The sequence below is a fragment of the Paracoccus tibetensis genome (assembly GCF_900102505.1).
Taxonomy (GTDB): Bacteria; Pseudomonadota; Alphaproteobacteria; order Rhodobacterales; family Rhodobacteraceae; genus Paracoccus; species Paracoccus tibetensis.
This window is the reverse complement of record NZ_FMVT01000005.1, coordinates 39,407-59,580: the sequence shown is the minus strand read 5'-3', so window position 1 is coordinate 59,580 and position 20,174 is coordinate 39,407. Positions and strand designations below refer to the sequence as shown.

The window sequence follows — 20,174 nt, the reverse complement described above, 5'->3', positions numbered from 1 at the left end:
GTTCCAGCCCCATGAGCCACGCCCCCCGTCCGCAGCTGATCGACCGCCCCGCGCTGCTGCGCCAGCGCGCCCGCGCCCTGCGGCAGGGACATGCGGACCTTTTCCACCAGATCGCCGCGGACGAGATCGCGGATAGGCTCGCCGAGGTTAACAGGACGTTTACGGCCCCAGCCGTCGTCACGGGCTTCCCGGACCTCTGGTCAGCCCGGTTTCCCGGCGCCACCGTGGTCCCGGACGACGAGATCGTGGCGCTGCGCCCCGGCGCGCATGACCTGGTGATCCACGCCCTCGCGCTGCACTGGGCCGAGGACCCGGTCGGCCAGATCGTCCAGGCGGCGCGGGCGCTGCGCGAGGACGGCCTCTTCATCGGCGTCCTCTTCGGCGGCCAGACGCTGTCCGAGCTGCGCGCCGCGCTGGCGCGGGCCGAGGCCGAGGTGACCGGCGGCCTCTCGCCGCGCGTCCTGCCGATGGGCGAGATCCGCGACCTCGGCGGGCTTCTGGCGCGCGCGGGCCTCGCGCTGCCCGTCGCCGATCTGCTGAGCCAGCGCGCGAGCTACAGGGACATCTTCCACCTTGCCCGCGACCTGCGCGCGATGGGCGAGGGAAACGCCATGGCCGCCCGCCTGCGCCAGCCGACGCGGCGCGCGGTGCTGGCCCGCGCCGGCGCCCTCCTCGCGCAAGACTGCCCCGACCGCGACGATCCGTCCCGTATCTCGGTCGGCTTCGATCTGGTCTTTCTCACCGGATGGGCCCCGTCCGACAGCCAGCCGAAGCCGCTGCGCCCCGGTTCGGCGCAGGCGCGGCTGGCCGATGCACTGAACGCAGCCAGGAAACAAGAAGAATGACACCGACACACGCGCCTGCCGGCCATCCCAGCATCCCGCCGGCCAAAACCGGCATCCTCATCGCCAATCTCGGCACGCCGGACGGCTATGACTACTGGTCGATGCGGCGCTACCTGAACCAGTTCCTGTCCGACAAGCGCGTGATCGACATCCCGAACTGGAAGTGGCAGCCGTTGCTTCAGGGGATCATCCTGACCAAGCGGCCCTTCAGCTCGGGCAAGAACTACAAGCTGATCTGGAACGAGGAGCTGAACGAGAGCCCGCTGCTGACCATCACCAAGGCCCAGACCGAGGCGCTGCGCGCCCGCGCCCATGCCGAATGGGGCGATCAGGTCATGGTCGAGTTCTGCATGCGCTACGGCAACCCCTCGACGCAGGAGGTGCTGGAGCGGATGGTGGCAGCGGGCTGCCGGCGCATCGTGTTCCTGCCGCTTTACCCGCAATATGCCGGCGCGACCTCGGCCACGGCCAATGACGAGCTGTTCCGCGCGCTGATGAAGCAGACCTGGCAGCCCGCGGTCCGCACGGTCGAGCCCTACGTGAACCGCCCGGACTACATCAAGGCGCTCGCGGGAAGCGTCCGGCGGGCGCTGAACGGCGAGGTGCCCAAGAAGCTGGTCGCATCATATCACGGGATGCCCAAGCGCTACCTGATGCAGGGCGATCCCTATCACTGCCAGTGCCAGAAGACCTCGCGCCTCCTGAAGGAGGAGCTGGGCTGGCCTGACGGGATCATCGACACGACGTTCCAGTCGGTCTTCGGCCGCGAGGAATGGCTGCGCCCCTACACGGTCGAGCATGTGGCCGAACTGGCCAGGCAGGGCCATACCGAGATCGCCGTCATCTCGCCCGCCTTCGCCTCGGACTGCATCGAGACGCTGGAGGAGATCAACGGCGAGATCCGCGAAAGCTTCGAGGAGGCCGGCGGGCACGAGTTCACCTACATCCCCTGTCTCAACGAGGACCCGGCGCATATCGAGGTGATGCTGAACGTCGTGCGCGACAACATCGCGGGCTGGGTGCGCTGACTGCGCACGCCATTCTTCTTCACGAAAATATCCTGCGGGGGGTCCGGGGGGCGCAAAGCCCCCCGGCTGTCTCAGATCAGCAGCACCTGCGTGCCGATCTTGGCCAGGCCGAACAGCTCGGCGATGTGCTCGTTGTAGAGCCCGATGCAGCCGTTCGAGGACATGCGCCCGATCTTGCGCGTGTCGTGGGTGCCGTGGATGCGGTAATACTGCCAGCTCAGCCACAGCGCGTGGGTGCCGAGCGGATTGTCCGGCCCGGGCGGCACGAAGTCCGGCCATTCCGGGTTGCGCTGCTTCATCTCGGGCGTCGGCGCCCAGGACGGACCCTCGACCTTGCGGATGATCTCGGTCCGGCCCTTGCGGGTCAGGTCCTCGCTGACCGGGATCGAGGACGGGTAGAGCCGATAGACCGACTGGTCCTCGGACCAGTAATGCACCGCGCGCGAGGTCAGGTCGCACAGGATCGCGCCGTTCGTCAGGTTCTCGAAATGCGGCCGCCAGTCCTGCATCCGGAAGCTCGAGATGTTGTGCTGCGGCCCGCTGTTGACCGGGGCCGCCGCTGGCATCGCCTGGGCGGCGGGATCGACGAATTGCGCCAGCGCCGGCGCGGCCAGGCCCGCGGCGCCGAGCGCGGCGGCCGAGCCAAGGAAGGCGCGGCGGTTCAAGTGGGTGTGCTTGCTCATGCTCATGTCCTTCGTTCGGCCCGCTCTGCCGGCGGGTTGCCGATTCCTGCAATCTCGGAACGCGCCGAGGATACCGAGCCGCGGGCCGCGCGACAACTCACGCCGCCGTCAAAGCCGCCGGTCGCGGCAATCGGGCCGCCTCACGCAGAGTTGGATTTGTAGCCAGCCCCCGAAGCCGATACATCTTTGGCAAAACGAGCATGAGGGACGCAGAAAAATGCCCAATTACAAGGTGCTTGGCCGGGCGCTTGCGCTGGCTGCGACTCTGGCGCTGACCGCCTGCGCGCCGCGCAGCCTGCCCATGCAGGCCGCGCCGATCGCCCCCGTCGCGGCCGAGCCGGCCAATCCGGGCCAGATCACCGAGATGGAGGCCGCCGCGATTCCGCAAAGGGTGTTGCAGCAGATCAACACCCTGCGCGGCAACCTCTCGCAGCCGCCGCTGATGCTGAACGCGCAGCTCTCGGCGGCGGCCATGGCCCATTCGCGCGACATGTCCGCGCAGAACCGGGCCTGGCACTGGGGTTCGGACGGCTCCTCGCCGGTGGACCGCGCGCGGCGGCAGGGCTTCACCGGCGCGCTGATGGGCGAGAACATCTCGGAATCCTACGAGAACGACATGCAGACGCTGGCAGCCTGGATGAGCACGCGGGCGACGCGCGACGTCATCATGGACCCGGCGGCGACGCAGCTGGGCTTTGCCTGGTATCAGGAGCCGTCGGGCAAGATCTGGTGGACGCTGCTGACCGGCAGCTGAGGCGCCGCCCGCGCGCGAAAATGCAAAAGCCCCGCTGCGGTCGGGGCTTTTCCAAAGGGCGACGCGCCGCGGGGATCAGGGATAGATGACGATGGGCGTGCCGGGCTGGAGCATCGCGTAGATCTCCTCGATCTCCTCGTCGGTGACGGCGATGCAGCCGGCCGTCCAGTCGCGCTGGCGCGGGAAGAGGTTGTTGCCCTCGGGGCCGCGGCCGTGGATGAAGATGTCGCCGCCAGGCTTGCGGCCATGCGCCTCGGCGAAGGCCTTGTCCTGCGGGTTCGGGTAGGAGACGCCGACCGAGAGGTGGTAGCGGCTGCGGGGGTTGAAGCGGTCGACGAAATAGATGCCCTCGGGCGTCTTGCCGTCCCCTTCGAACTGCTTGTGCCCGAGCGGCTGGTTGCCGAGGCTGACGTCATAGGACCGCACGACCGTCTTGCCGCTCAGCAGGTGCATCCGCCGCTGGCCCTTGTTGATCGAGACTTGGGTCACGGGGGGACCGGAGTAGCGCTGGAACTTGCTCGGCTGCTGCTGCGGCGCGCCGCAGGCGGCCAGCATCGCCAGCATCGAAAACGTGAATGTCCGACGGGTGGTAGCGCTCATCACTGCCTCTGACGCGTTTTTTGTTATGGCCTCGGAATACCACAGCTACCACGGCAGTTGCTAGCGACGTATGAACGCAGCCACAACTTCCACATGTGGCGAGAAGCGGAACTGGTCCACCACCTCGAGCCGCGCGATCCCGAAACCGGCATCGGCCAGAATCCGCGCATCCCTTGAGAAAGTGACCGGATCGCAGGCGATCGAGACGACGCGGTGTGCTGCGGATCGGGCGATCTCGGCCATCTGCGCCGCCGCCCCGCTGCGTGGCGGATCGATCACGATCGCGTCATAATCATTCAGTTCGGGCGGCAGGAGCGGGCGGGCCGACAGGTCGCGGACCTCGGTCGTCACCTGCTGAAGCCCGCCTGTCTGCCGCCATGCCGAATCAAGCGCCCTGAGCGGCGCGGCCAGCCCCTCGACCGCGTGGACGGCAGAGGTCTCGGCCAGAGGCAGCGTGAAGGTGCCGGCGCCGGCGAAGAGGTCCAGCACCCGGCCCGCCCCCCGCGTGCCCTCGCGCACGGCCGCCAGCAGCGCGGCCTCGCCTTCGGACGTGGCCTGCAGGAAGGCGCCGGGCGGCGGGATCAGCCGGGCGCGGCCCATCGGCAGCAAAGGCGGGCGGCGCGTGATCGCCTCGCCGTCCCAGTCCAGCCGGGCGAGATCGCCCTCATCCGCCAGCGCGGCCAAGGCGGCGAACAGATCGGGCGTCATCGGCTTGCCGCCCCGCACCGCCACATCGAGGCCGGAGGGACCGTGGATCACCGTCAGCGACAGCTCCGCGCTGCGCGAGGCGCCGGCGATCACCACGCGCCGCAGCAGCGGCAGGGCGGCAAGGATCTGCGGGCGCAGCACCAGGCAGGCTGTCACGTCGATCACCACGTCCGAGGCGCGCGCGTGAAACCCCAGCAGCGCGCCCTTCTTCGTGCGCCGCCCCGACAGCACCGCGCGGCGGCGCGAGTTCAGCGGCGAGACATGCAGCCGCGCCTCGGGCGCGGCCACGCCCTGCGCCGCCAGCGCCGTCATCACCACCTGCCGCTTCCACCCTGCGGTGAAGCTCTCCGACGCGTGCATCAGCGTGCAGCCGCCGCAGGCGCGGTAATGCGGGCAGGGGGCCTGCACCCGATCGGGCGAAGGCGTGACGATGCGCGGGGCGGGAACGCGGCCGTCCGCCGCCTCGCCCTCGATCACCTCGCCCGGCAGGACCAGCGGCGCCAAGGCGCGCCCGGCCTCCGAGACCGCCACCCCGTCGCCCTTCCGCCCGAGCCGCTCGATCGTCCAGAGGCTCACTCGGCCGCCTCGTCCAGGCCCAGCACGCCGCCCGACTGATGCGCCCAGTAGCGGGCATAGCGCCCGCCCTTGGCCAGCAGCGCGTCGTGGCTGCCCTCCTCGATGATGCGGCCGTCCTCGATCACGATGATCCGGTCCAGCTCGGCGATGGTGGACAGGCGGTGGGCGATGGCCAGCACCGTCTTGCCCTCCATCGCGCGGGCAAGGGCGGCCTGCACCTGCGCCTCGACCTCGCTGTCGAGCGCGCTCGTCGCCTCGTCGAGAACCAGGATCGGCGCGTCCTTCAGAATGGCGCGGGCGAGCGCGATGCGCTGGCGCTGCCCGCCCGACAGCTTGACGCCCCGCTCGCCCAGATGGGCGTCATAGCCGCTGCGCCCGGCATGATCCCGCAGGGTCAGGATGAAGTCATGCGCCTCGGCGGCGGTGGCGGCGGCGACGATCTCCGCCTCGGTGGCGTCCGGGCGGCCGTAGCGGATGTTGTCGCGGGCCGCGCGGTTGAACATCGCCGTCTCCTGCGTGACCATCGCGATCTGGCGGCGCAGGCTTTCCTGCGTGACCTCGCGCAGGTCGTGGCCGTCGATGCGGATGGCGCCCCGCTCGACGTCGTAGAGCCGCAATAGCAGGGCGACCAGCGTCGACTTGCCCGCGCCCGAGGCGCCGATGATGCCGATCTTCTCGCCCGGCGCGATCCGCAGCGTCAGGTCGTCGATGCCGCCTTCGTCGCGTCCATAGGCGAAGCCGACGCCGTCGAAGGCAATCTCGCCCGCCACGCGGTCCAGCACCTTCGCGTCCGGCGCATCCGTCAGCGCGTGCGGGGGCGAGAGGGTCTTCATCCCGTCCTCGACCTCGCCGATATTGCCCCACATGCCCATCAGCGCCATGCTCACCCAGCCCGTCATCTGCGACAGCCGCATGGCGATGGCGCCCGAAGCCGCGACATCGCCCACCGTCGCCGCCCCCTCGCGCCACAGAAGGATCGAGCCGCCGACCAGGATCACCGGCAGGATGCCCGCGACGACCATCAGCGACAGGCGGAACCAGGTCGAGACGACCCCGAAATCCAGCGCCCGCTCGCGAAAGCCCGCCATCGCCCCAAGCGCCGCCTGATCCTCGTGATCGGCATGGGCGAAGAGCTTGACGGTCTTGATGTTGGTGATCGTGTCGACGACCTGCCCCGTGACATTGGCCCGGGCCGAGGCGCGCAGGCCCGACTTGGCGCGGATGCGCGGCAGGAAGAAGCGGATCAGCGCGAAGTAGGCGGCCAGCCAGACCAGCAGCGCCAGCGCCCCCCAGCCATCGACCGCCAGCAGAAAGGCGGCCGAGCCGATGACCGAGGCCAGGGCGAAGGCCACGACGTTGACCATCTCGGAGGCGACATCGGTGACGGCGCGGGCGGTCTGCATCTGCTTCTGCGCCAGCCGCCCGGCGAAGTCGTTGTCGAAGAAGGTGACCGAGTGCCCCATCGTCCAGCGGTGCAGCCGCGAGAGGACCAGCGGCAGGATGTTCGGGCCGATGATGACGTTGCTCGAGGCCGTCGAGAGGCCGAAGATCGCCGGCCGGATCAGCAGGAAGAAGGCGGCGAAGAAGGCGACGAGGCCCCAGTTCTCGGACCAGAAGGTGCCGGGCGCGCTGCCGGTGACGGCATCGACCACCAGCCCCAGCAGCATGGCCGACACGACATCCGCCGCGCCGCCGAGGGCCGAGGCGAAGCCGGCGAAGCCGAGCCCGGGCCAGGCGCCCGAGAGGCACCAGCGGAAGAAGGCCAGCAGCGTGCGGGGCGGGGGGCCTTCGGCGGGCCGGAAGGCATCGACCATGCGGCCGAAGCGGGCGTGAAGGCTCATGTCGTCTCCTCGGCGGCAAGGCGCGCCGCGTCGATCAGGGCGGGGGCCGGCATGGCAAAACCCGAAGCGATCCATGCGGTTTCCGCCGCCCTCAATCCGCGCCCGATGGCCGCACCCTCGAGCCCGGTCAGATCGGCAGCCGAGATGGGCAGCGCCGCGCCGGCGGCCTGCGCGATCCGCGCGCGCCAGCCCTGGGGCAGCGGCTGCCCTTCGGCAGCCCGCAGCAGCGCCAGATCGACGGCCATCTCCGCACCAAGGCGGAAGCCGGCCTCGTCGATCGACCAGCCTGCGGCCAGCGCCTGTCGCAGGATCGCCTGCGCGCGCGCCTCGGCCTTGGAGAGGCGCAGCGCCTCGGCGGCGTCGTCCCCCGCCAGCGCCGCCAGCCGGCGCGGCCAGTGCGGCGCGGTGGCCTCGGACCACTCGACCTCCAGCAGCGCGCAAAGGCGGGCAGGTTCGGGGCGGGGCAGCAGCAGGTCCAGGACGCCGGTCTTGTCCATCAGCGCGACGGCGGGTCCGGGATCGAGCGCGGCCAGCAGCTTGCGCATCTCGGCCCCGATCCGTTCGCGCGCGATGCGGGCGAGGCCGGGCTTCAGCGCGGCGCAGGCGGCGACGGCGGCAGGATCGGCCTCGCGCCCGTATTGGGCCAGGAAGCGGAAGAAGCGCAGGATGCGCAGGTAATCCTCGCGAATGCGCGCCTCCGGCTCGCCCACGAAGCGCAGGCGCCGGGCGGCCAGGTCCGGCAGGCCGCCGACCGGGTCGATCACCTCGCCCGAGGGCGCGGCATAGAGTGCGTTCATCGTGAAGTCACGCCGTGCGGCGTCCTCGGCCAGATCGGCGGTGAACGAGACGACGGCATGGCGCCCGTCGGTCTCGACGTCGCGGCGCAGCGTCGTCACCTCGAAGCCCCGGCCGCCCGCGATCACGGTGACGGTGCCATGCTCGATCCCCGTCGGCACGGCGCGCAGGCCCGCCGCCTCGGCAAGGCGCGTGACCTCGGCCGGCAGCGCATCCGTCGCAAGGTCAATATCCGCGACCGGCTCGCCCAAAAGCGCATTGCGGACCGCGCCGCCGACCAGCCAGACCCGCGCACCCGCCGCCTGAAGCGCCGAAAGCACCCGCCCGACGTCCGCATCGGCCAGAATATCGGCGGGCAGGCGCATCACCCGGCCACCCGCTGCGCGAGGCCCAGAAGGATGCGCGCCGTCGCGCCCCAGAGGTAGTAGGGGCCGAAGGGCGCGGCGTGATAGGCGCGCCAGCCGCCCCGCCAGCGCCGCCGCTCGATCCGGTAGCGGGCGGGGTCGGCGACATGGGCGAAGGGCAGGGCGAAGACCTCGTCCACCTCGCCCGCCTCGGGGCGGGCGGCGAAGGGACCGCGCACGATGCCGAGGATGGGGACGACGGCGAAGCCGGTCACGGTGCGGTGCGGGGGCAGCGCGCCCAGCACCTCGACCTGTGCGGGATCAAGGCCGATCTCCTCGCGCGCCTCGCGCAGGGCGGCGGCGCGCGCATCGGCATCGCCCGGATCGACCTTCCCGCCCGGCAGCGCGATCTGCCCCGGATGGTGGCGCAGGCCCGAGGCCCGCTTGGTCAGCAACAGCCGGCCATCCGCCTCGTGGAAGGCCGCCAGCACCCCGGCAGGGCGGAGCGCCGTGTCGGGCGGGGCGACATCCGGGTTCAGGTCGAAGTCCGAGCTGGGCGCGGCCGCGCGCGACAGGGCCACGCGCAGCAGGTCCTCGGACCAGGCAAGGCTCACGCCTCACCCTTGTCCGGCAGCGGGTTGCCCTCGGGGTCCACCGTCGCCTCGAAGCCGAGGCTCTGGGGGTCGAACTCGTAATGGGCGCCGCAGAACTGGCAGTCGGCGGTGACGATGCCCTCGGGCGTGGTCATGTGGCCGATGTCCTTGGCCGAGTAGATCGACAGCGTGTCCCGGACCCGGTCCGCCGTGCACGAGCAGCCGAACTCGACGCGCTGCGGGTCGAAGACGCGCGGCGCTTCCTCGTGGAAGAGGCGCAGCAGCAGGTCGGTCGGCCCGACCGAGGGGCCGATCAGTTCCAGCGCCTCGACCGTGTCGAGCAGGATGTTGGCGCGGCTCCAGTCCTCGGATTCGAGCCCCTGCAGGATGTCGGCGGCCGTGATCAGCCCGCCCTCGCCGCTGCCGCCCTCGGACGGCGCCATCGGGCTGGCCGGCAGCGTCTGGAGCATGACGCCCCCCGCCCGCCAGGCCGGCTCGCCCGCCGGCTGCCGCGACAGGCCCGTCGCCAGTTGGAAGCGCGTCGGCAGCTGTTCGGACTGCGCGAAGTAGGTCTGCGCGCAGTCCGACAGCGAGGCGCCGGCAAGCGGCGTGATCCCTTGATACGGCAGCGCGCCCTCGCCCTGGTCGATCAGGATGGCGAAATAGCCCTCGCCGATTTGCTCGAAGGGCGGGCGCTCGTCGAGGCGGTCGGCGTCGAAGCTGGCCCAGGCCCGGATGCGCGCCGGGCTATCATCGTCCTGCGGCGCGTAGTAGTCGGCGGCCAGCGTGCGGATCGCGCCGCTGCCGCGCACCTGCAGGCTGAGCTTCCAGCGCAGTTTCACCGTCGGGCCGATCAGCGCGATCAGCAGCGCCAGCTCGGCCACCATGGCGCTGACCTGGGCCGGATAGTCGTGGCGCGACAGGACGTGGTCCAGAACGCCGTCCAGCCGCGCCACGCGGCCGCGGATGGCCGAACGGTCGAGCTGGAAGGGCAGAACCGTGTCGTCCCAGGCTATCTGGTTGATCTTGTTCATCGTCTTTCCTTGAAGCAGCAGGGGCCGCAGCGGGGGCGGGCCTGGTAGAGGGCCAATATAGGGGTTTTTGCGGCAAGCCCAAGGCCTGCGCCTTTTCCCGGGCCGCGCGGCTTGCTATGCCCCGGCCTCTGGCCCTCCGCTGCAAGGCGCGCGCATGATCCCCCGCTTCGGCTCCCCGCCCGACCCCCGCATCCGCTACCGGCGCAGGCCCGGCGCCTATGCCGTCCTGTGGCGTGATGGCCGCATCCTGCTGACGCACCAGGAGCGCCCGAAGCCTGAGTTTCAGTTGCCCGGCGGCGGGATCGATGCGGGCGAATCGCCCCTGCGGGCGCTGCACCGCGAGGTCCGCGAGGAGACGGGCTGGCAGATCGCCGGTGCCCGGCTGATCGGCAGCTACCGCCGGTTCTGCTTCATGCCCGACTACGATCTCTGGGCCGAGAAGCGCTGCCAGGTCTGGCTGGCCCGCCCGGTCCTGCGCCGCACGCCGCCACTGGAGCCGGGCCACAGCGCGCATTGGTTCACGCCCGAGGCGGCGCTGGCGCGGCTGGTCGATCCGGGATCGCGGCACATGTTGGCGCGGGCGCTCTCGGCGCTGACGTGATCTTGCATCCCCTTGCCAAGATGCCCCTTTCGCGGCATGGGCGGGGGATGGAAAACTTTGTCGCCTCCGTCCGGCTGGCCGAGACCGCGCTTCGCGACCTGTTCGAGCCGACGCCCCTGCAGCGCAACGACCATCTCTCCGCCCGGCACGGCGCGGACATCTGGCTCAAGCGCGAGGACCTGACGCCCGTCCGCAGCTACAAGCTGCGCGGCGCCTACAACGCGATGCGCAAGCTGGTCACCCGCGGCGCCGCCGGAAACGCGCATTTCGTCTGCGCCTCGGCCGGCAACCACGCGCAGGGCGTCGCCTTCGCCTGCCGCCATTTCGGCGCGCGCGGGACGATCTTCATGCCGGTGACGACGCCGAAGCAGAAGATCGACAAGACCCAGGTCTTCGGCGGCGACGCTGTCGAGATCGTGCTGACGGGCGACTATTTCGACCAGACCCTCGCCGCCGCACAGGCCTTCTGCACCAGGGAGGAGGCGCAGTTCCTCTCGCCCTTCGACGCGGCCGACATCATCGAGGGCCAGGCGACCGTGGGGCTCGAGATGCTGGCGCAGATGGGCCGCGCGCCCGACCTGGTCGTGCTGCCGGTCGGCGGCGGCGGCCTGTCGGCCGGTGTGACGCGCCTGCTTGCCACCGAGGCGCCCAACACCCGCTTTGCCTTCGCCGAACCGCTCGGCGGGGCCAGCCTCAAGGCGGCGCTGACGGCGGGCGCGCCGGTGGCCCTGCCGGCGGTGGACAGCTTCGTCGACGGCGCCGCCGTCGCCCGCATCGGCGCGCTGCCCTTCGAGGCGCTCGGCCGCTTCTCGCCCGAGGATGTCCACCTGGCGCCCGAGGACCGCATCTGCCGCACCATGCTGGACATGCTGAACACCGAGGGCGTGGTGCTGGAGCCCGCGGGGGCGCTTGCCCTCGACGTGCTGGGCGATCTGGGCGACCTGTCGGGCCAGACCGTGGTCTGCGTCTGCTCGGGCGGCAATTTCGACTTCGAGCGCCTGCCCGAGGTGAAGGAAAGGGCGCAGCGCTTTTCCGGCGTGAAGAAGTATTTCGTGCTGCGGATGCCGCAGCGCCCCGGCGCGCTGCGCGATTTCCTCGAGCTGCTCGGCCCCGAAGACGACATCGCGCGCTTCGAATACCTCAAGAAGAGCGCGCGCAACTTCGGCTCGGTCCTGATCGGGATCGAGACGAGCCGCCCCGCCAACCTGACCGCGCTGACCCAGAGGCTGGACCATTCAGGCTTTGCATATCGCGACATCACCAACGACGACATCCTGGCCGAGCTTCTGGTCTGAGGGCGCGGCGGATCATCGGCCATCCCCCAAGCCGGGCAGCCCGCTGCCGATAATGAAGGGCAGGTCGTCCAGGAACTGCTGGCGCGTATTGCGAAACTTCTCGATCAGGTCGGCCTTGTCGACACCCTCAGCGTTGCCGTGGCGCAGCTGCATCTCGTCGGCAAGGCACAGCGCGCTGAAGCGCGCGAAGCCCATGTTCAGCGCCGCGCCACGCAGGAAGTGAAGGTCGCGCAGCAGCTGCTCGGGATCGTCCGAGAGATGGGCCAGCCGGTCTTCGATCTCGCCCAGAAAGTCGGCGGCAAGCTGGCCGAACAGCTCCTCGCCCACCTCCTCGCGCATCTGCAGCACCCGGTTCCAGTCGATCATCCCGCGCTCCGATTCGTCGTGCGACCGGTCTACACGCGAGGCCTTACCAAAGCCTGAAGCGGCGCGTTTACGGCGCCTTTACCGCCGGCACGGTAAGCAGGGCCCATGCAGCCCGCGAATCGCCCTGCACCTCTGGCCATTGACGCGCCCCCGCCCTGTCGGCGGCGGGTGCTGATCGTCGAGGACAGCGCGGCGCAGCGCCGCCTGCTGTCCATCCTGCTGGCGCGGCAAGGCTATCACGTGCTGGAGGCCGAGCGCGGCGATCTGGCCCTTGCGATGTGCCGCGAAGAGGAGCCCGACCTGGTGCTGGCCGACTGGCTGCTGCCCGACATGACGGGCATCGCGCTCTGCCAGCAGTTCCGCGCCCTGCCGCGGCAGAATTATGGCTATTTCGTGCTGCTGACCTCGAACAGCGCCGACAACGACATCGTCGCCGCGATCGAGGCCGGGGCCGACGACTTCCTCGCCAAGCCCGTCGCCGCGCAGGAGCTTCTGGGCCGCGTCTCCAGCGGCGAGCGGATCATGCGCATCGAGGAGGAGCTGCGGGCCAGCAACGCTCAGCTGAAGACGGCGCTCGACCGCCTGCGCCAGACGCAGGAGGCGCTGGACCGCGACCTGCGCGAGGCGCGCAAGCTGCAGCAGGGGCTGGTGCGCGAGCGGTCGGGCCAGTTCGGGCAGTTCGAGGTCTCGCTGCTGCTGCGCCCGGCCGGCCATATCGGCGGCGATCTCGTCGGCTTCTTCGCGATCAGCGGCGAGCGGATCGGCTTTTACGCGCTGGACGTGGCGGGTCACGGGGTGACGGCGGCGCTGCTGACGGCCCAGCTTTCGGTCCACCTGTCCGGATCGAGCGACCAAAACGTCGCGCTGCGGGGCGCACAGGCGGGTCAGGACGCGGTCAGCCCGATGGATCTCGCGCACTTCTTCAACAACATGATGCTCGAGGAGATGAGCACCGACAGCTATTTCACGATGATCTACGGCGATCTGAACCATGCGACGGGCGAGCTGCGCATGGTCCAGGCCGGCCATCCCCATCCCGTCCTGCAGCGCCAGGACGGCACGATGGAGCAGCTGGGCAAGGGCGGAATGCCCATCGGCGTCTTCGAGCGTCCGGTCTTCGATGCGATCGCGACGCAGCTTGCGCCCGGCGACCGGCTGCTGGTGATGTCGGACGGCATCACCGAGGCCAGCGCCCCCGGCGGCCGGCAGCTGGGCGACGAGGGGGTCGAGGCGATCATGCGCACGAACGCGTTTCTTCACGGTCATGCCTTCCTCGAATCGATGGCCTGGTCGATCTCGAACTACTGCCGGGGCGAGCGGCCGGACGACATGTCGGCGATCATGATCGAATATCGCGGCGAGGCGCAGCTGGTCGCCTTTCCGCAAGGTCCCGACGGACGGTCCCGCGCGCCCTGAGGCGCCGGGCGCATCCATCCCTTGTGACAGGCGGCGATTGCGCCTATCCCGGCGCAAATCGTGATCGAGGGTAAAGCCGCATGTCCGACGCGCCGAAGAAAGTCGTCCTTGCCTATTCCGGGGGCCTGGACACATCCATCATCCTGAAATGGCTCCAGACCGAATATGGCTGCGAGGTGATCACCTTCACCGCCGATCTCGGCCAGGGCGAAGAGCTGGAGCCGGCGCGCCAGAAGGCCGAGATGCTGGGCATCAAGCCCGGCAACATCCACATCGTCGACGTCCGCGAAGAGTTTGTGCGCGACTTCGTCTTCCCGATGTTCCGCGCCAACGCGCTCTATGAGGGCCTCTACCTTCTCGGGACGTCGATCGCGCGGCCGCTGATCTCGCAGCACCTGGTGCGGATCGCGCAGGAGCACGGCGCGGACGCGGTGGCGCATGGCGCGACCGGCAAGGGCAACGACCAGGTGCGCTTCGAGCTGAGCGCCTATGCGCTCGACCCCGCGATCAAGGTCATTGCGCCGTGGCGCGAATGGAACCTGACCAGCCGCACCAAGCTTCTGGAATTCGCCGAGGCCAACCAGATCCCGATCGCCAAGGACAAGCGCGGCGAGGCGCCCTTCAGCGTGGACGCGAACCTGCTGCACACCTCGTCGGAGGGCAAGGCGCTGGAGAACCCGGCCGAGGCCGCGCCGGACTACGTCTACCAGCGCACGGTCAACCCCGAGGACGCTCCCGATGCGCCCGAGTTCATCGAGATCGCCTTCGAAAAGGGCGACGCGGTGGCCATCGACGGCGAGGCGATGTCGCCCGCCACGATCCTGACCCGCCTGAACGAGCTGGGCGGCCGGCACGGGATCGGCCGGCTCGACTTCGTCGAGAACCGCTTCGTCGGCATGAAGTCGCGCGGCATCTACGAGACGCCGGGCGGCACCATCCTGCTGGAGGCCCATCGCGGCATCGAGCAGATCACGCTGGACAGCGGCGCCGGGCATCTGAAGGACTCGCTCATGCCGCGCTATGCTGAGCTGATCTACAACGGCTTCTGGTTCAGCCCAGAGCGCGAAATGCTGCAGGCGCTGATCGACAAGAGCCAAGAGCACGTGACCGGCACGGTGCGGCTGAAGCTCTACAAGGGGCTCGCGACCTGCGTGGGGCGCTGGTCGGACCACTCGCTCTACAGCGAGGCGCACGTCACCTTCGAGGACGATGCCGGCGCCTACGACCAGAAGGACGCGGCCGGCTTCATCCGCCTGAACGCGCTGCGCCTGAAGCTGATCGCGAACCGCAACGCCCGCGTCGCCGGCAAGTAGGACCCGCCGCCGCCCGCGCCCTGTGGCGTCGGGGCGGCGGCCGCCCGGAGCAGGAGCCGCCATGACGCAAGATCTTCCCGCCGCGCATGTCGCGATCCTCACCGTCTCGGACCGTGCGGCGCGCGGCGAGTACGAGGACAAGGGCGGCCCCGGCGCCGAGGACTGGCTGCGCCGCACGATCATCTCGCCGCTGCGGATCACCCGCCGCATCGTTCCCGACGGCCGCGAGACGGTCGCCGCCGCCCTGCGCCAACTCTGCGACGAGGCGGGCGCCGACCTCATCCTCATCACCGGCGGCACCGGCCCCGCGCCGCGCGATCTGACGCCCGAGGCCCTGTCGGATGTGGCCGAGCGGGAATATCCCGGCTTCGGCGAGGAAATGCGCCGCGCCAGCTTGCGCGAGGTGCCGACGGCGATCCTTTCGCGCCAGACCGCCGCCTCGCGCGGCAAGACGCTGATGATCACCATCCCCGGCAAGCCCTCGGCCATCGCGACCTGTCTCGATGCGGTCTTTGCCGCCGTGCCCTATTGCCTCGACCTGCTGGGCGCGGCGCGGATCGAGACCGACCCGGCGCGCATCACCGCCTTCCGCCCCAAGGGCGGCTAGGTCGGAATGGGTATTTGGACAACGGAGAAATCGGCTTCTTCGTTGCTCAAAGACCCATCTCAACCTCCGAAGAGGCGCAGCGCCAGGGGGGCGATCACCGCCGTCAGCACCGCGTTCATCCCCATGCCGATGCCCGAGAAGGCGCCAGCAGTCTCGTTCACCTGGAAGGCGCGGGCGGTGCCGATCCCATGCGCCGCCACCCCGACCGAGAAACCGCGCGCGCGCCAGTCCCGGATCTTCAGCGCGTTCAGCAGCGGCGTCACCACGATGGCGCCGAAGATGCCGGTCAGCAGGACCAGCGCCGCCGTCAGCGTCGGCTGCCCGCCAAGCGCCTCGGCGATGCCGATGGCGACAGGCGCGGTGGTGGATTTCGGTGCCAGCGAGGCGAGGACCGGCCCCTCGATCCCGAAGGCGCGCGCGATGGCGAGGGCCGAGACGACCGCCACGCCCGAGCCCGCCACCAGCCCCGCCAGCATCGGCAGGGCCGCGCGGCGCACGCGGGGCAGGTTGTCGTAAAGCGGCAGGGCCAGCGCCACCGTGGCCGGGCCCAGCATGAAATGGACGAACTGCGCGCCCTCGAAATAGGTCGCGTAATCGGTGCCTGTCAGCCACAGCAGCGCCGCCAGCATCATGACCGCCAGCATCACCGGGTTCGCCCAGCTTTGCCGGCCCGCCCGGCGGAACAGCCAGTCGCCTGCCAGATAGGCGGCCAGCGTCGCCGCAAGCCACAGAAGCTGCCCTTCGGCAAGGTAGGACCAGATCAGCGCCGGATCATTCACGGCCTTGGTCCCGCAGCGCCTCGGGCTCTTCCTGCCTGGTCCAATGCGCAACCCAGGTGAAGGCCAGCGCCCCTGCCGCGATCGCCAGCACCGTCGAGCCCGCCAGCGCCGCCGCCAGCCCGATCCCGTGCGCGCGCAGCAGGTCCAGATGCGCCACGATCCCCACCCCGGCGGGCACGAAGAACAGCGACAGATGCGCCAAGAGCCCCTGCGTCACCGCCCGGATATGCGCGGCCAGGGGCGGGCGCAGCACCAGCGCCAGCACCAGCAGCATCAGTCCCAAGACCGGGCCGGGCAGCGGCAGGGCGAGCGCGCGCGAGGCGATCTCGCCCACGAGCTGGAAGCCGAGGATGATGGCCAGCGTCTGGATCATGGCATCATTCTACGCCTGCCGCGCCGGCCGTGCCAGCATCTTGTGTCACTGCTTCCACTCTCTCCCACATCTTGCGGACTTGTTGACAGGACGGCCCCATGCGAGAGACACTCGCCCCTGCAACCCTCAGGAACCTGCCCGTGCGCTTCGACCGCCTGCGCCTCAACGGCTTCAAGAGCTTCGTGGACCCGACGGACCTGGTGATCCGCGAGGGGCTGACGGGCGTGGTCGGGCCCAACGGCTGCGGCAAGTCCAACCTTCTGGAAGCCCTGCGCTGGGTGATGGGCGAGAACCGCCCCACGGCCATGCGCGGCGACGGGATGGAGGACGTGATCTTCGCCGGCACCACCCGCCGCAGCGCCCGCGCCCATGCCGAGGTCGCGCTGACCGTCGACAACCGCGACCGGCTGGCACCGGCCGGCTTCAACGATGCGGACCAGTTCGACATCACCCGCCGCATCACCCGCGACGCGGGCAGCGCCTACAAGATCGCCGGAAAGGATGTGCGGGCGCGCGACGTGCAGATGCTGTTCGCGGATGCCTCGACCGGGGCGCATTCCCCGGCGCTGGTGCGGCAGGGTCAGATCTCCGAGTTGATCTCGGCCAAGCCCAAGAACCGCCGCCGTATTCTGGAGGAAGCGGCGGGGATCTCGGGCCTTTATGCCCGCCGGCGCGAGGCCGAGCTGAAGCTGAATGGGGCCGAGGCGAACCTGACGCGGGTCGATGACACGCTGGACCAGCTCTCGGCGCAGGCGGCGACGCTGGCGCGGCAGGCCCGCACGGCGGCGCGCTACCGCGAGATCGGCGCCGCCTTGCGGCTGGCCGAGGGGCAGCTGCTGCACCGTCGCTGGTCCGAGGCCGAGGCCGCGCGCCTCGCCGCCGCCGAGGCCTTGGCCGCCGCCATCCGTGCGGCTGCGGCGGCGGGGGCAGGGGCCTCGGACGCCGCCGAGCGCAGGGCCGCCGCCGAGGAAGCGCTGCCGCCTCTGCGCGAGGAAGAGCAGATCGCCGCGGCGATCCTCTCGCGCCTCGGGGTCGAGCGCGCGGCGCTGGCCGAGGCCGAGACCCGCGCCGCCGCCGCGGCCGAGGCCCTGCGCGCCCGGATCGCCCAGCTGGACCGCGACATCGACCGCGAGGCCGCGCTGAACCGCGACGCCGGCGAGGTGGTCGAGCGTCTTGCGTGGGAAAAGACCCAGCTTGAGACGGCCACCGAGGGTCACGACGCCCGGATGGAGGCCGCCACCGAGGCCGCCGAGGCCGCCGCCGAGATGCTGCACGAGCTGGAGCAGCGCCTGACCGAGCTGACGGACGAATCGGCCCGCCTCGCCGCCCGCCATCAGTCGGCCGAGCGGCTGGCCGCCGACCTGCGCGCCATGCTGGACCGCGCCAGCCGCGCGATGGCCGAGGCCGCGGACGCCGTGGACCGCGCCGCCGAGGCGGGCGAGGCCGCCGTCGCCGCGCTGGATGCGGCCGATGCGGCGCAGGATGCCGCAAGCGCCCGCGTCGAGGCCGCCGAGGAGCGGCTGGCCGAGGCCGAAGCGGCCCGCGCCGAGGCGCAGGCGCGCGAGACCGCGGCCCGCACCGCTCGCGCCGAGGCCGAGGGCGAGGCCGGCGCGTTGGCCGCCGAGATGGCCGCCCTCTACCGCCTTGTCGCACGCGGCCAGTCCGGCGGCGCCAGCCTTCTGGACCATGTCCAGGTCGCCCGCGGCTATGAGGCCGCCTTCGGCGCGGCGCTTGGCGACGATCTGTCCGCAGGCCTGACCCAAGACGGCACCGGCTGGCACGCGCTGCCTCCCTTGGCGGACCCCGCGCCCTTGCCGGAGGACGCCCAGCCCCTCGCCCCCCATGTCCGCGCCCCCGAGGCGCTGGCCCGGCGCCTTTCGCAGACTGGCCTCGCGCGGGACGCCGCCCATGCCGCCGCGCTGCAACCCCTGCTGCATCCCGGGCAGCGCCTCGTGACTCCTGCCGGCGATCTGGTGCGGTGGGACGGAATGCGGATCATGGCCGGCGAGGCCTCGGGCGCCGCCGCGCTGCACCTGCAGAAGGTCAACGAGCTGGCCGAGATCACTGCGCAGGCCGAAACCAGCCGCGCCCGCGCCGATGAGGCCGCCGCGGCGCATGAGGACGCCCGCGCCGCTCTCCATGATGCGGCCGAGCAGGAGAAATCCGCCCGCGACGCCCGCCGCGAGGCCGAGCGGCTGCTGTCGGACGCCGCCCGCGCCGCCACCCGCGCCGCATCGGACCTGGCCCTCGCCAGCAGCCGCGCCGAATCCGCCCGTGCGGAACTCACCCGCCATCAGGCCGACGCCGCCGACGCCGAGACCCGCCTGACCGAGGCCGAGGCGCAGCTCGCCGCCCTGCCGAACCGCGACGAGGCCGCGGCCGCCGTCGAACATGCCCGCACCGCCACCCAAGGCGCGCGCATCGCCACCATGACCCGCCGCGCCGCCCTCGACGAGTTGCGCCGCGAGGGGCAGGCCCGCGTGAAGCGCCTGCAGGAGATCGCCAAGGAGGACTCGGGCTGGCGCCTGCGCCTCCAGCAGGCCGGCACCCGCAGCGCCGAGCTTGCCGCCCGCCGGGAGGCCGCCCGCGCCGAGCTGGCCGAGGCCGAGGCCCAGCCTTCGGCGCTGGCCGATCAGCGCGCCGCGCTGGAAGCCCGCACCGAGGATGCCGAGGCGCGCCTGACCGCCGCCCGCGACGCCCTGACCTCCGCCGAAGACGCCGCCCGCGCGGCCGCCCTGGCCGAGCGCGAGGCCGAGCGCCTCGCCTCCGAAGCCCGCGAGACCCGCGCCGCCCGCGAAGCCCGCGCCGAGGCCGCCCGCGAGGCCGAGGAAACCGCCCGCGCCCGCATCCTTGAGGAGACCGAGCAGACCCCCGACCAGCTGGCCGCCACCCTCGGCCAGACTGCGGACACCCCTGCCGAGGCGCTGGAGGACCAGATCGCCCGCCTGCGCGCGCAGCGCGATGCCCTCGGCGCCGTCAACCTGCGCGCCGACGAGGACAAGCAGGCGCTGGAGGCCGAGCGAGACCAGCTCGCCGCCGAGAAGACCGACCTCGAAGAGGCGATCCGCAAGCTGCGCGCCGGCATCGGCAGCCTGAACCGCGAGGGCCGCGAGCGGCTTTTGGCCGCCTTCGACACGGTGAACGCCAACTTCGCGACCCTCTTCACCACCCTTTTCGGCGGCGGCGAGGCGCGCCTCGTGCTGGTCGAATCCGACGACCCGCTGGAGGCCGGGCTGGAAATCATGTGCCAGCCGCCGGGCAAGCGCCTGTCCACCCTGAGCCTCCTTTCGGGCGGCGAGCAGACCCTGACGGCGATGGCCCTGATCTTCGCCGTGTTCCTCGCCAACCCCGCCCCGATCTGCGTCCTCGACGAGGTCGATGCCCCCCTCGACGACGCCAATGTCAGCCGCTTCTGCGACCTGCTGGACGAGATGACCCGCCGCACCGACACGCGCTTTCTCATCATCACCCACCACGCGGTGACGATGGCGCGGATGGACCGCCTGTTCGGCGTCACGATGGTCGAGCAGGGGGTGAGCCAGCTGGTCAGCGTGGACCTCAAGCGTGCCGAGGCTCTGGTCGCCTGAGCCCGCCCGCGCTAGGGTCCGCCCATCACAACGCGA

At 71.0% G+C, this 20,174-nt stretch carries 19 protein-coding genes; 9 read left to right on the top strand and 10 right to left on the bottom strand.

Annotated features, from left to right (window positions below; genetic code table 11):
* Positions 1–11: 11 nt before the first annotated feature.
* Both BLP73_RS08140 and hemH read left to right on the top strand, forming a co-directional pair.
* Entirely contained in the window at positions 12–845 is an 834-nt protein-coding gene (locus tag BLP73_RS08140; RefSeq protein WP_090742349.1) for a methyltransferase domain-containing protein, read from the top strand.
* Positions 842–1,873, top strand: a complete 1,032-nt coding sequence (gene hemH, locus BLP73_RS08135; protein WP_090742346.1) for a ferrochelatase — start codon at positions 842–844, stop codon at positions 1,871–1,873. Before BLP73_RS08140 ends, hemH begins: the two co-directional genes overlap by 4 nt.
* A 71-nt stretch (positions 1,874–1,944) precedes the next feature.
* Here hemH and BLP73_RS08130 read toward each other — a convergent pair whose 3' ends face one another.
* Positions 1,945–2,556, bottom strand: a complete 612-nt coding sequence (locus BLP73_RS08130) for a L,D-transpeptidase (RefSeq protein WP_090742343.1) — start codon at positions 2,554–2,556, stop codon at positions 1,945–1,947.
* Positions 2,557–2,773: 217 nt separating this feature from the next.
* Here BLP73_RS08130 and dalA point away from each other — a divergent pair, with 217 nt between their 5' ends.
* On the top strand, positions 2,774–3,310 hold the full coding sequence (gene dalA / locus BLP73_RS08125; RefSeq protein ID WP_245686600.1) for a divisome-associated lipoprotein DalA: 537 nt from the start codon (positions 2,774–2,776) through the stop codon (positions 3,308–3,310).
* Positions 3,311–3,385: 75 nt separating this feature from the next.
* Here the strand turns inward: dalA and BLP73_RS08120 are convergent, their stop codons facing one another.
* The 6 genes from BLP73_RS08120 to hslO are packed head-to-tail and all read right to left on the bottom strand — an operon-like array spanning position 3,386 to position 9,801.
* Entirely contained in the window at positions 3,386–3,910 is a 525-nt protein-coding gene (locus BLP73_RS08120; RefSeq protein WP_090742340.1) for a L,D-transpeptidase family protein, read from the bottom strand.
* A gap of 60 nt (positions 3,911–3,970) precedes the next feature.
* Positions 3,971–5,194, bottom strand: a complete 1,224-nt coding sequence (locus tag BLP73_RS08115; RefSeq protein ID WP_090742338.1) for a class I SAM-dependent RNA methyltransferase — start codon at positions 5,192–5,194, stop codon at positions 3,971–3,973.
* Positions 5,191–7,035, bottom strand: coding sequence for an ABC transporter ATP-binding protein (locus BLP73_RS08110; RefSeq protein ID WP_090742335.1), 1,845 nt, complete (start codon positions 7,033–7,035; stop codon positions 5,191–5,193). Before BLP73_RS08110 ends, BLP73_RS08115 begins: the two co-directional genes overlap by 4 nt.
* Entirely contained in the window at positions 7,032–8,195 is a 1,164-nt protein-coding gene (locus BLP73_RS08105; protein ID WP_090742332.1) for a CCA tRNA nucleotidyltransferase, read from the bottom strand. The genes BLP73_RS08110 and BLP73_RS08105 overlap by 4 nt, the downstream gene beginning before the upstream one ends.
* Positions 8,195–8,788, bottom strand: coding sequence for an NUDIX hydrolase (locus tag BLP73_RS08100; RefSeq protein WP_090742329.1), 594 nt, complete (start codon positions 8,786–8,788; stop codon positions 8,195–8,197). The genes BLP73_RS08105 and BLP73_RS08100 overlap by 1 nt, the downstream gene beginning before the upstream one ends.
* Positions 8,785–9,801: an Hsp33 family molecular chaperone HslO gene (gene hslO, locus BLP73_RS08095; protein WP_090742326.1), complete on the bottom strand. Its 1,017-nt coding sequence runs from the start codon at positions 9,799–9,801 to the stop codon at positions 8,785–8,787. Before hslO ends, BLP73_RS08100 begins: the two co-directional genes overlap by 4 nt.
* Before the next feature lie 154 nt (positions 9,802–9,955).
* Here hslO and BLP73_RS08090 point away from each other — a divergent pair, with 154 nt between their 5' ends.
* Positions 9,956–10,402, top strand: coding sequence for an NUDIX domain-containing protein (locus BLP73_RS08090; protein WP_090742323.1), 447 nt, complete (start codon positions 9,956–9,958; stop codon positions 10,400–10,402).
* Between the two features lie 47 nt (positions 10,403–10,449).
* Positions 10,450–11,697, top strand: coding sequence for a threonine ammonia-lyase IlvA (ilvA, locus tag BLP73_RS08085; protein WP_090742320.1), 1,248 nt, complete (start codon positions 10,450–10,452; stop codon positions 11,695–11,697).
* A gap of 12 nt (positions 11,698–11,709) precedes the next feature.
* On the opposite strand, the gene BLP73_RS08080 is transcribed toward ilvA, so the two are convergent.
* The gene (locus tag BLP73_RS08080) at positions 11,710–12,063 is read right to left on the bottom strand and encodes an Hpt domain-containing protein (protein WP_090742317.1); all 354 of its coding nucleotides are present in this window, start codon (positions 12,061–12,063) and stop codon (positions 11,710–11,712) included.
* A 105-nt stretch (positions 12,064–12,168) separates the two neighbouring features.
* Between BLP73_RS08080 and BLP73_RS08075 the strand changes: the two genes are divergently transcribed.
* The 3 genes from BLP73_RS08075 (at position 12,169) to mog (ending at position 15,399) form a co-directional block, all read left to right on the top strand.
* Positions 12,169–13,479: a PP2C family protein-serine/threonine phosphatase gene (locus tag BLP73_RS08075; RefSeq protein WP_090742315.1), complete on the top strand. Its 1,311-nt coding sequence runs from the start codon at positions 12,169–12,171 to the stop codon at positions 13,477–13,479.
* Between the two features lie 80 nt (positions 13,480–13,559).
* Positions 13,560–14,792, top strand: a complete 1,233-nt coding sequence (locus BLP73_RS08070; protein ID WP_090742311.1) for an argininosuccinate synthase — start codon at positions 13,560–13,562, stop codon at positions 14,790–14,792.
* Between the two features lie 61 nt (positions 14,793–14,853).
* Positions 14,854–15,399, top strand: coding sequence for a molybdopterin adenylyltransferase (gene mog / locus BLP73_RS08065; protein ID WP_090742308.1), 546 nt, complete (start codon positions 14,854–14,856; stop codon positions 15,397–15,399).
* Between the two features lie 59 nt (positions 15,400–15,458).
* Here mog and BLP73_RS08060 read toward each other — a convergent pair whose 3' ends face one another.
* Together BLP73_RS08060 and BLP73_RS08055 are read right to left on the bottom strand one after the other, a co-directional pair.
* The gene (locus BLP73_RS08060; RefSeq protein WP_090742305.1) at positions 15,459–16,178 is read right to left on the bottom strand and encodes an LrgB family protein; all 720 of its coding nucleotides are present in this window, start codon (positions 16,176–16,178) and stop codon (positions 15,459–15,461) included.
* Positions 16,171–16,551 (bottom strand): CidA/LrgA family protein, encoded by a 381-nt coding sequence (locus BLP73_RS08055; protein ID WP_090742302.1) that lies wholly within the window; start codon positions 16,549–16,551, stop codon positions 16,171–16,173. The genes BLP73_RS08060 and BLP73_RS08055 overlap by 8 nt, the downstream gene beginning before the upstream one ends.
* Before the next feature lie 140 nt (positions 16,552–16,691).
* On the opposite strand from BLP73_RS08055, the gene smc reads away from it, so the two are divergent.
* Positions 16,692–20,138, top strand: a complete 3,447-nt coding sequence (gene smc / locus BLP73_RS08050; protein ID WP_090742299.1) for a chromosome segregation protein SMC — start codon at positions 16,692–16,694, stop codon at positions 20,136–20,138.
* The last annotated feature ends 36 nt before the right edge of the window (positions 20,139–20,174 follow it).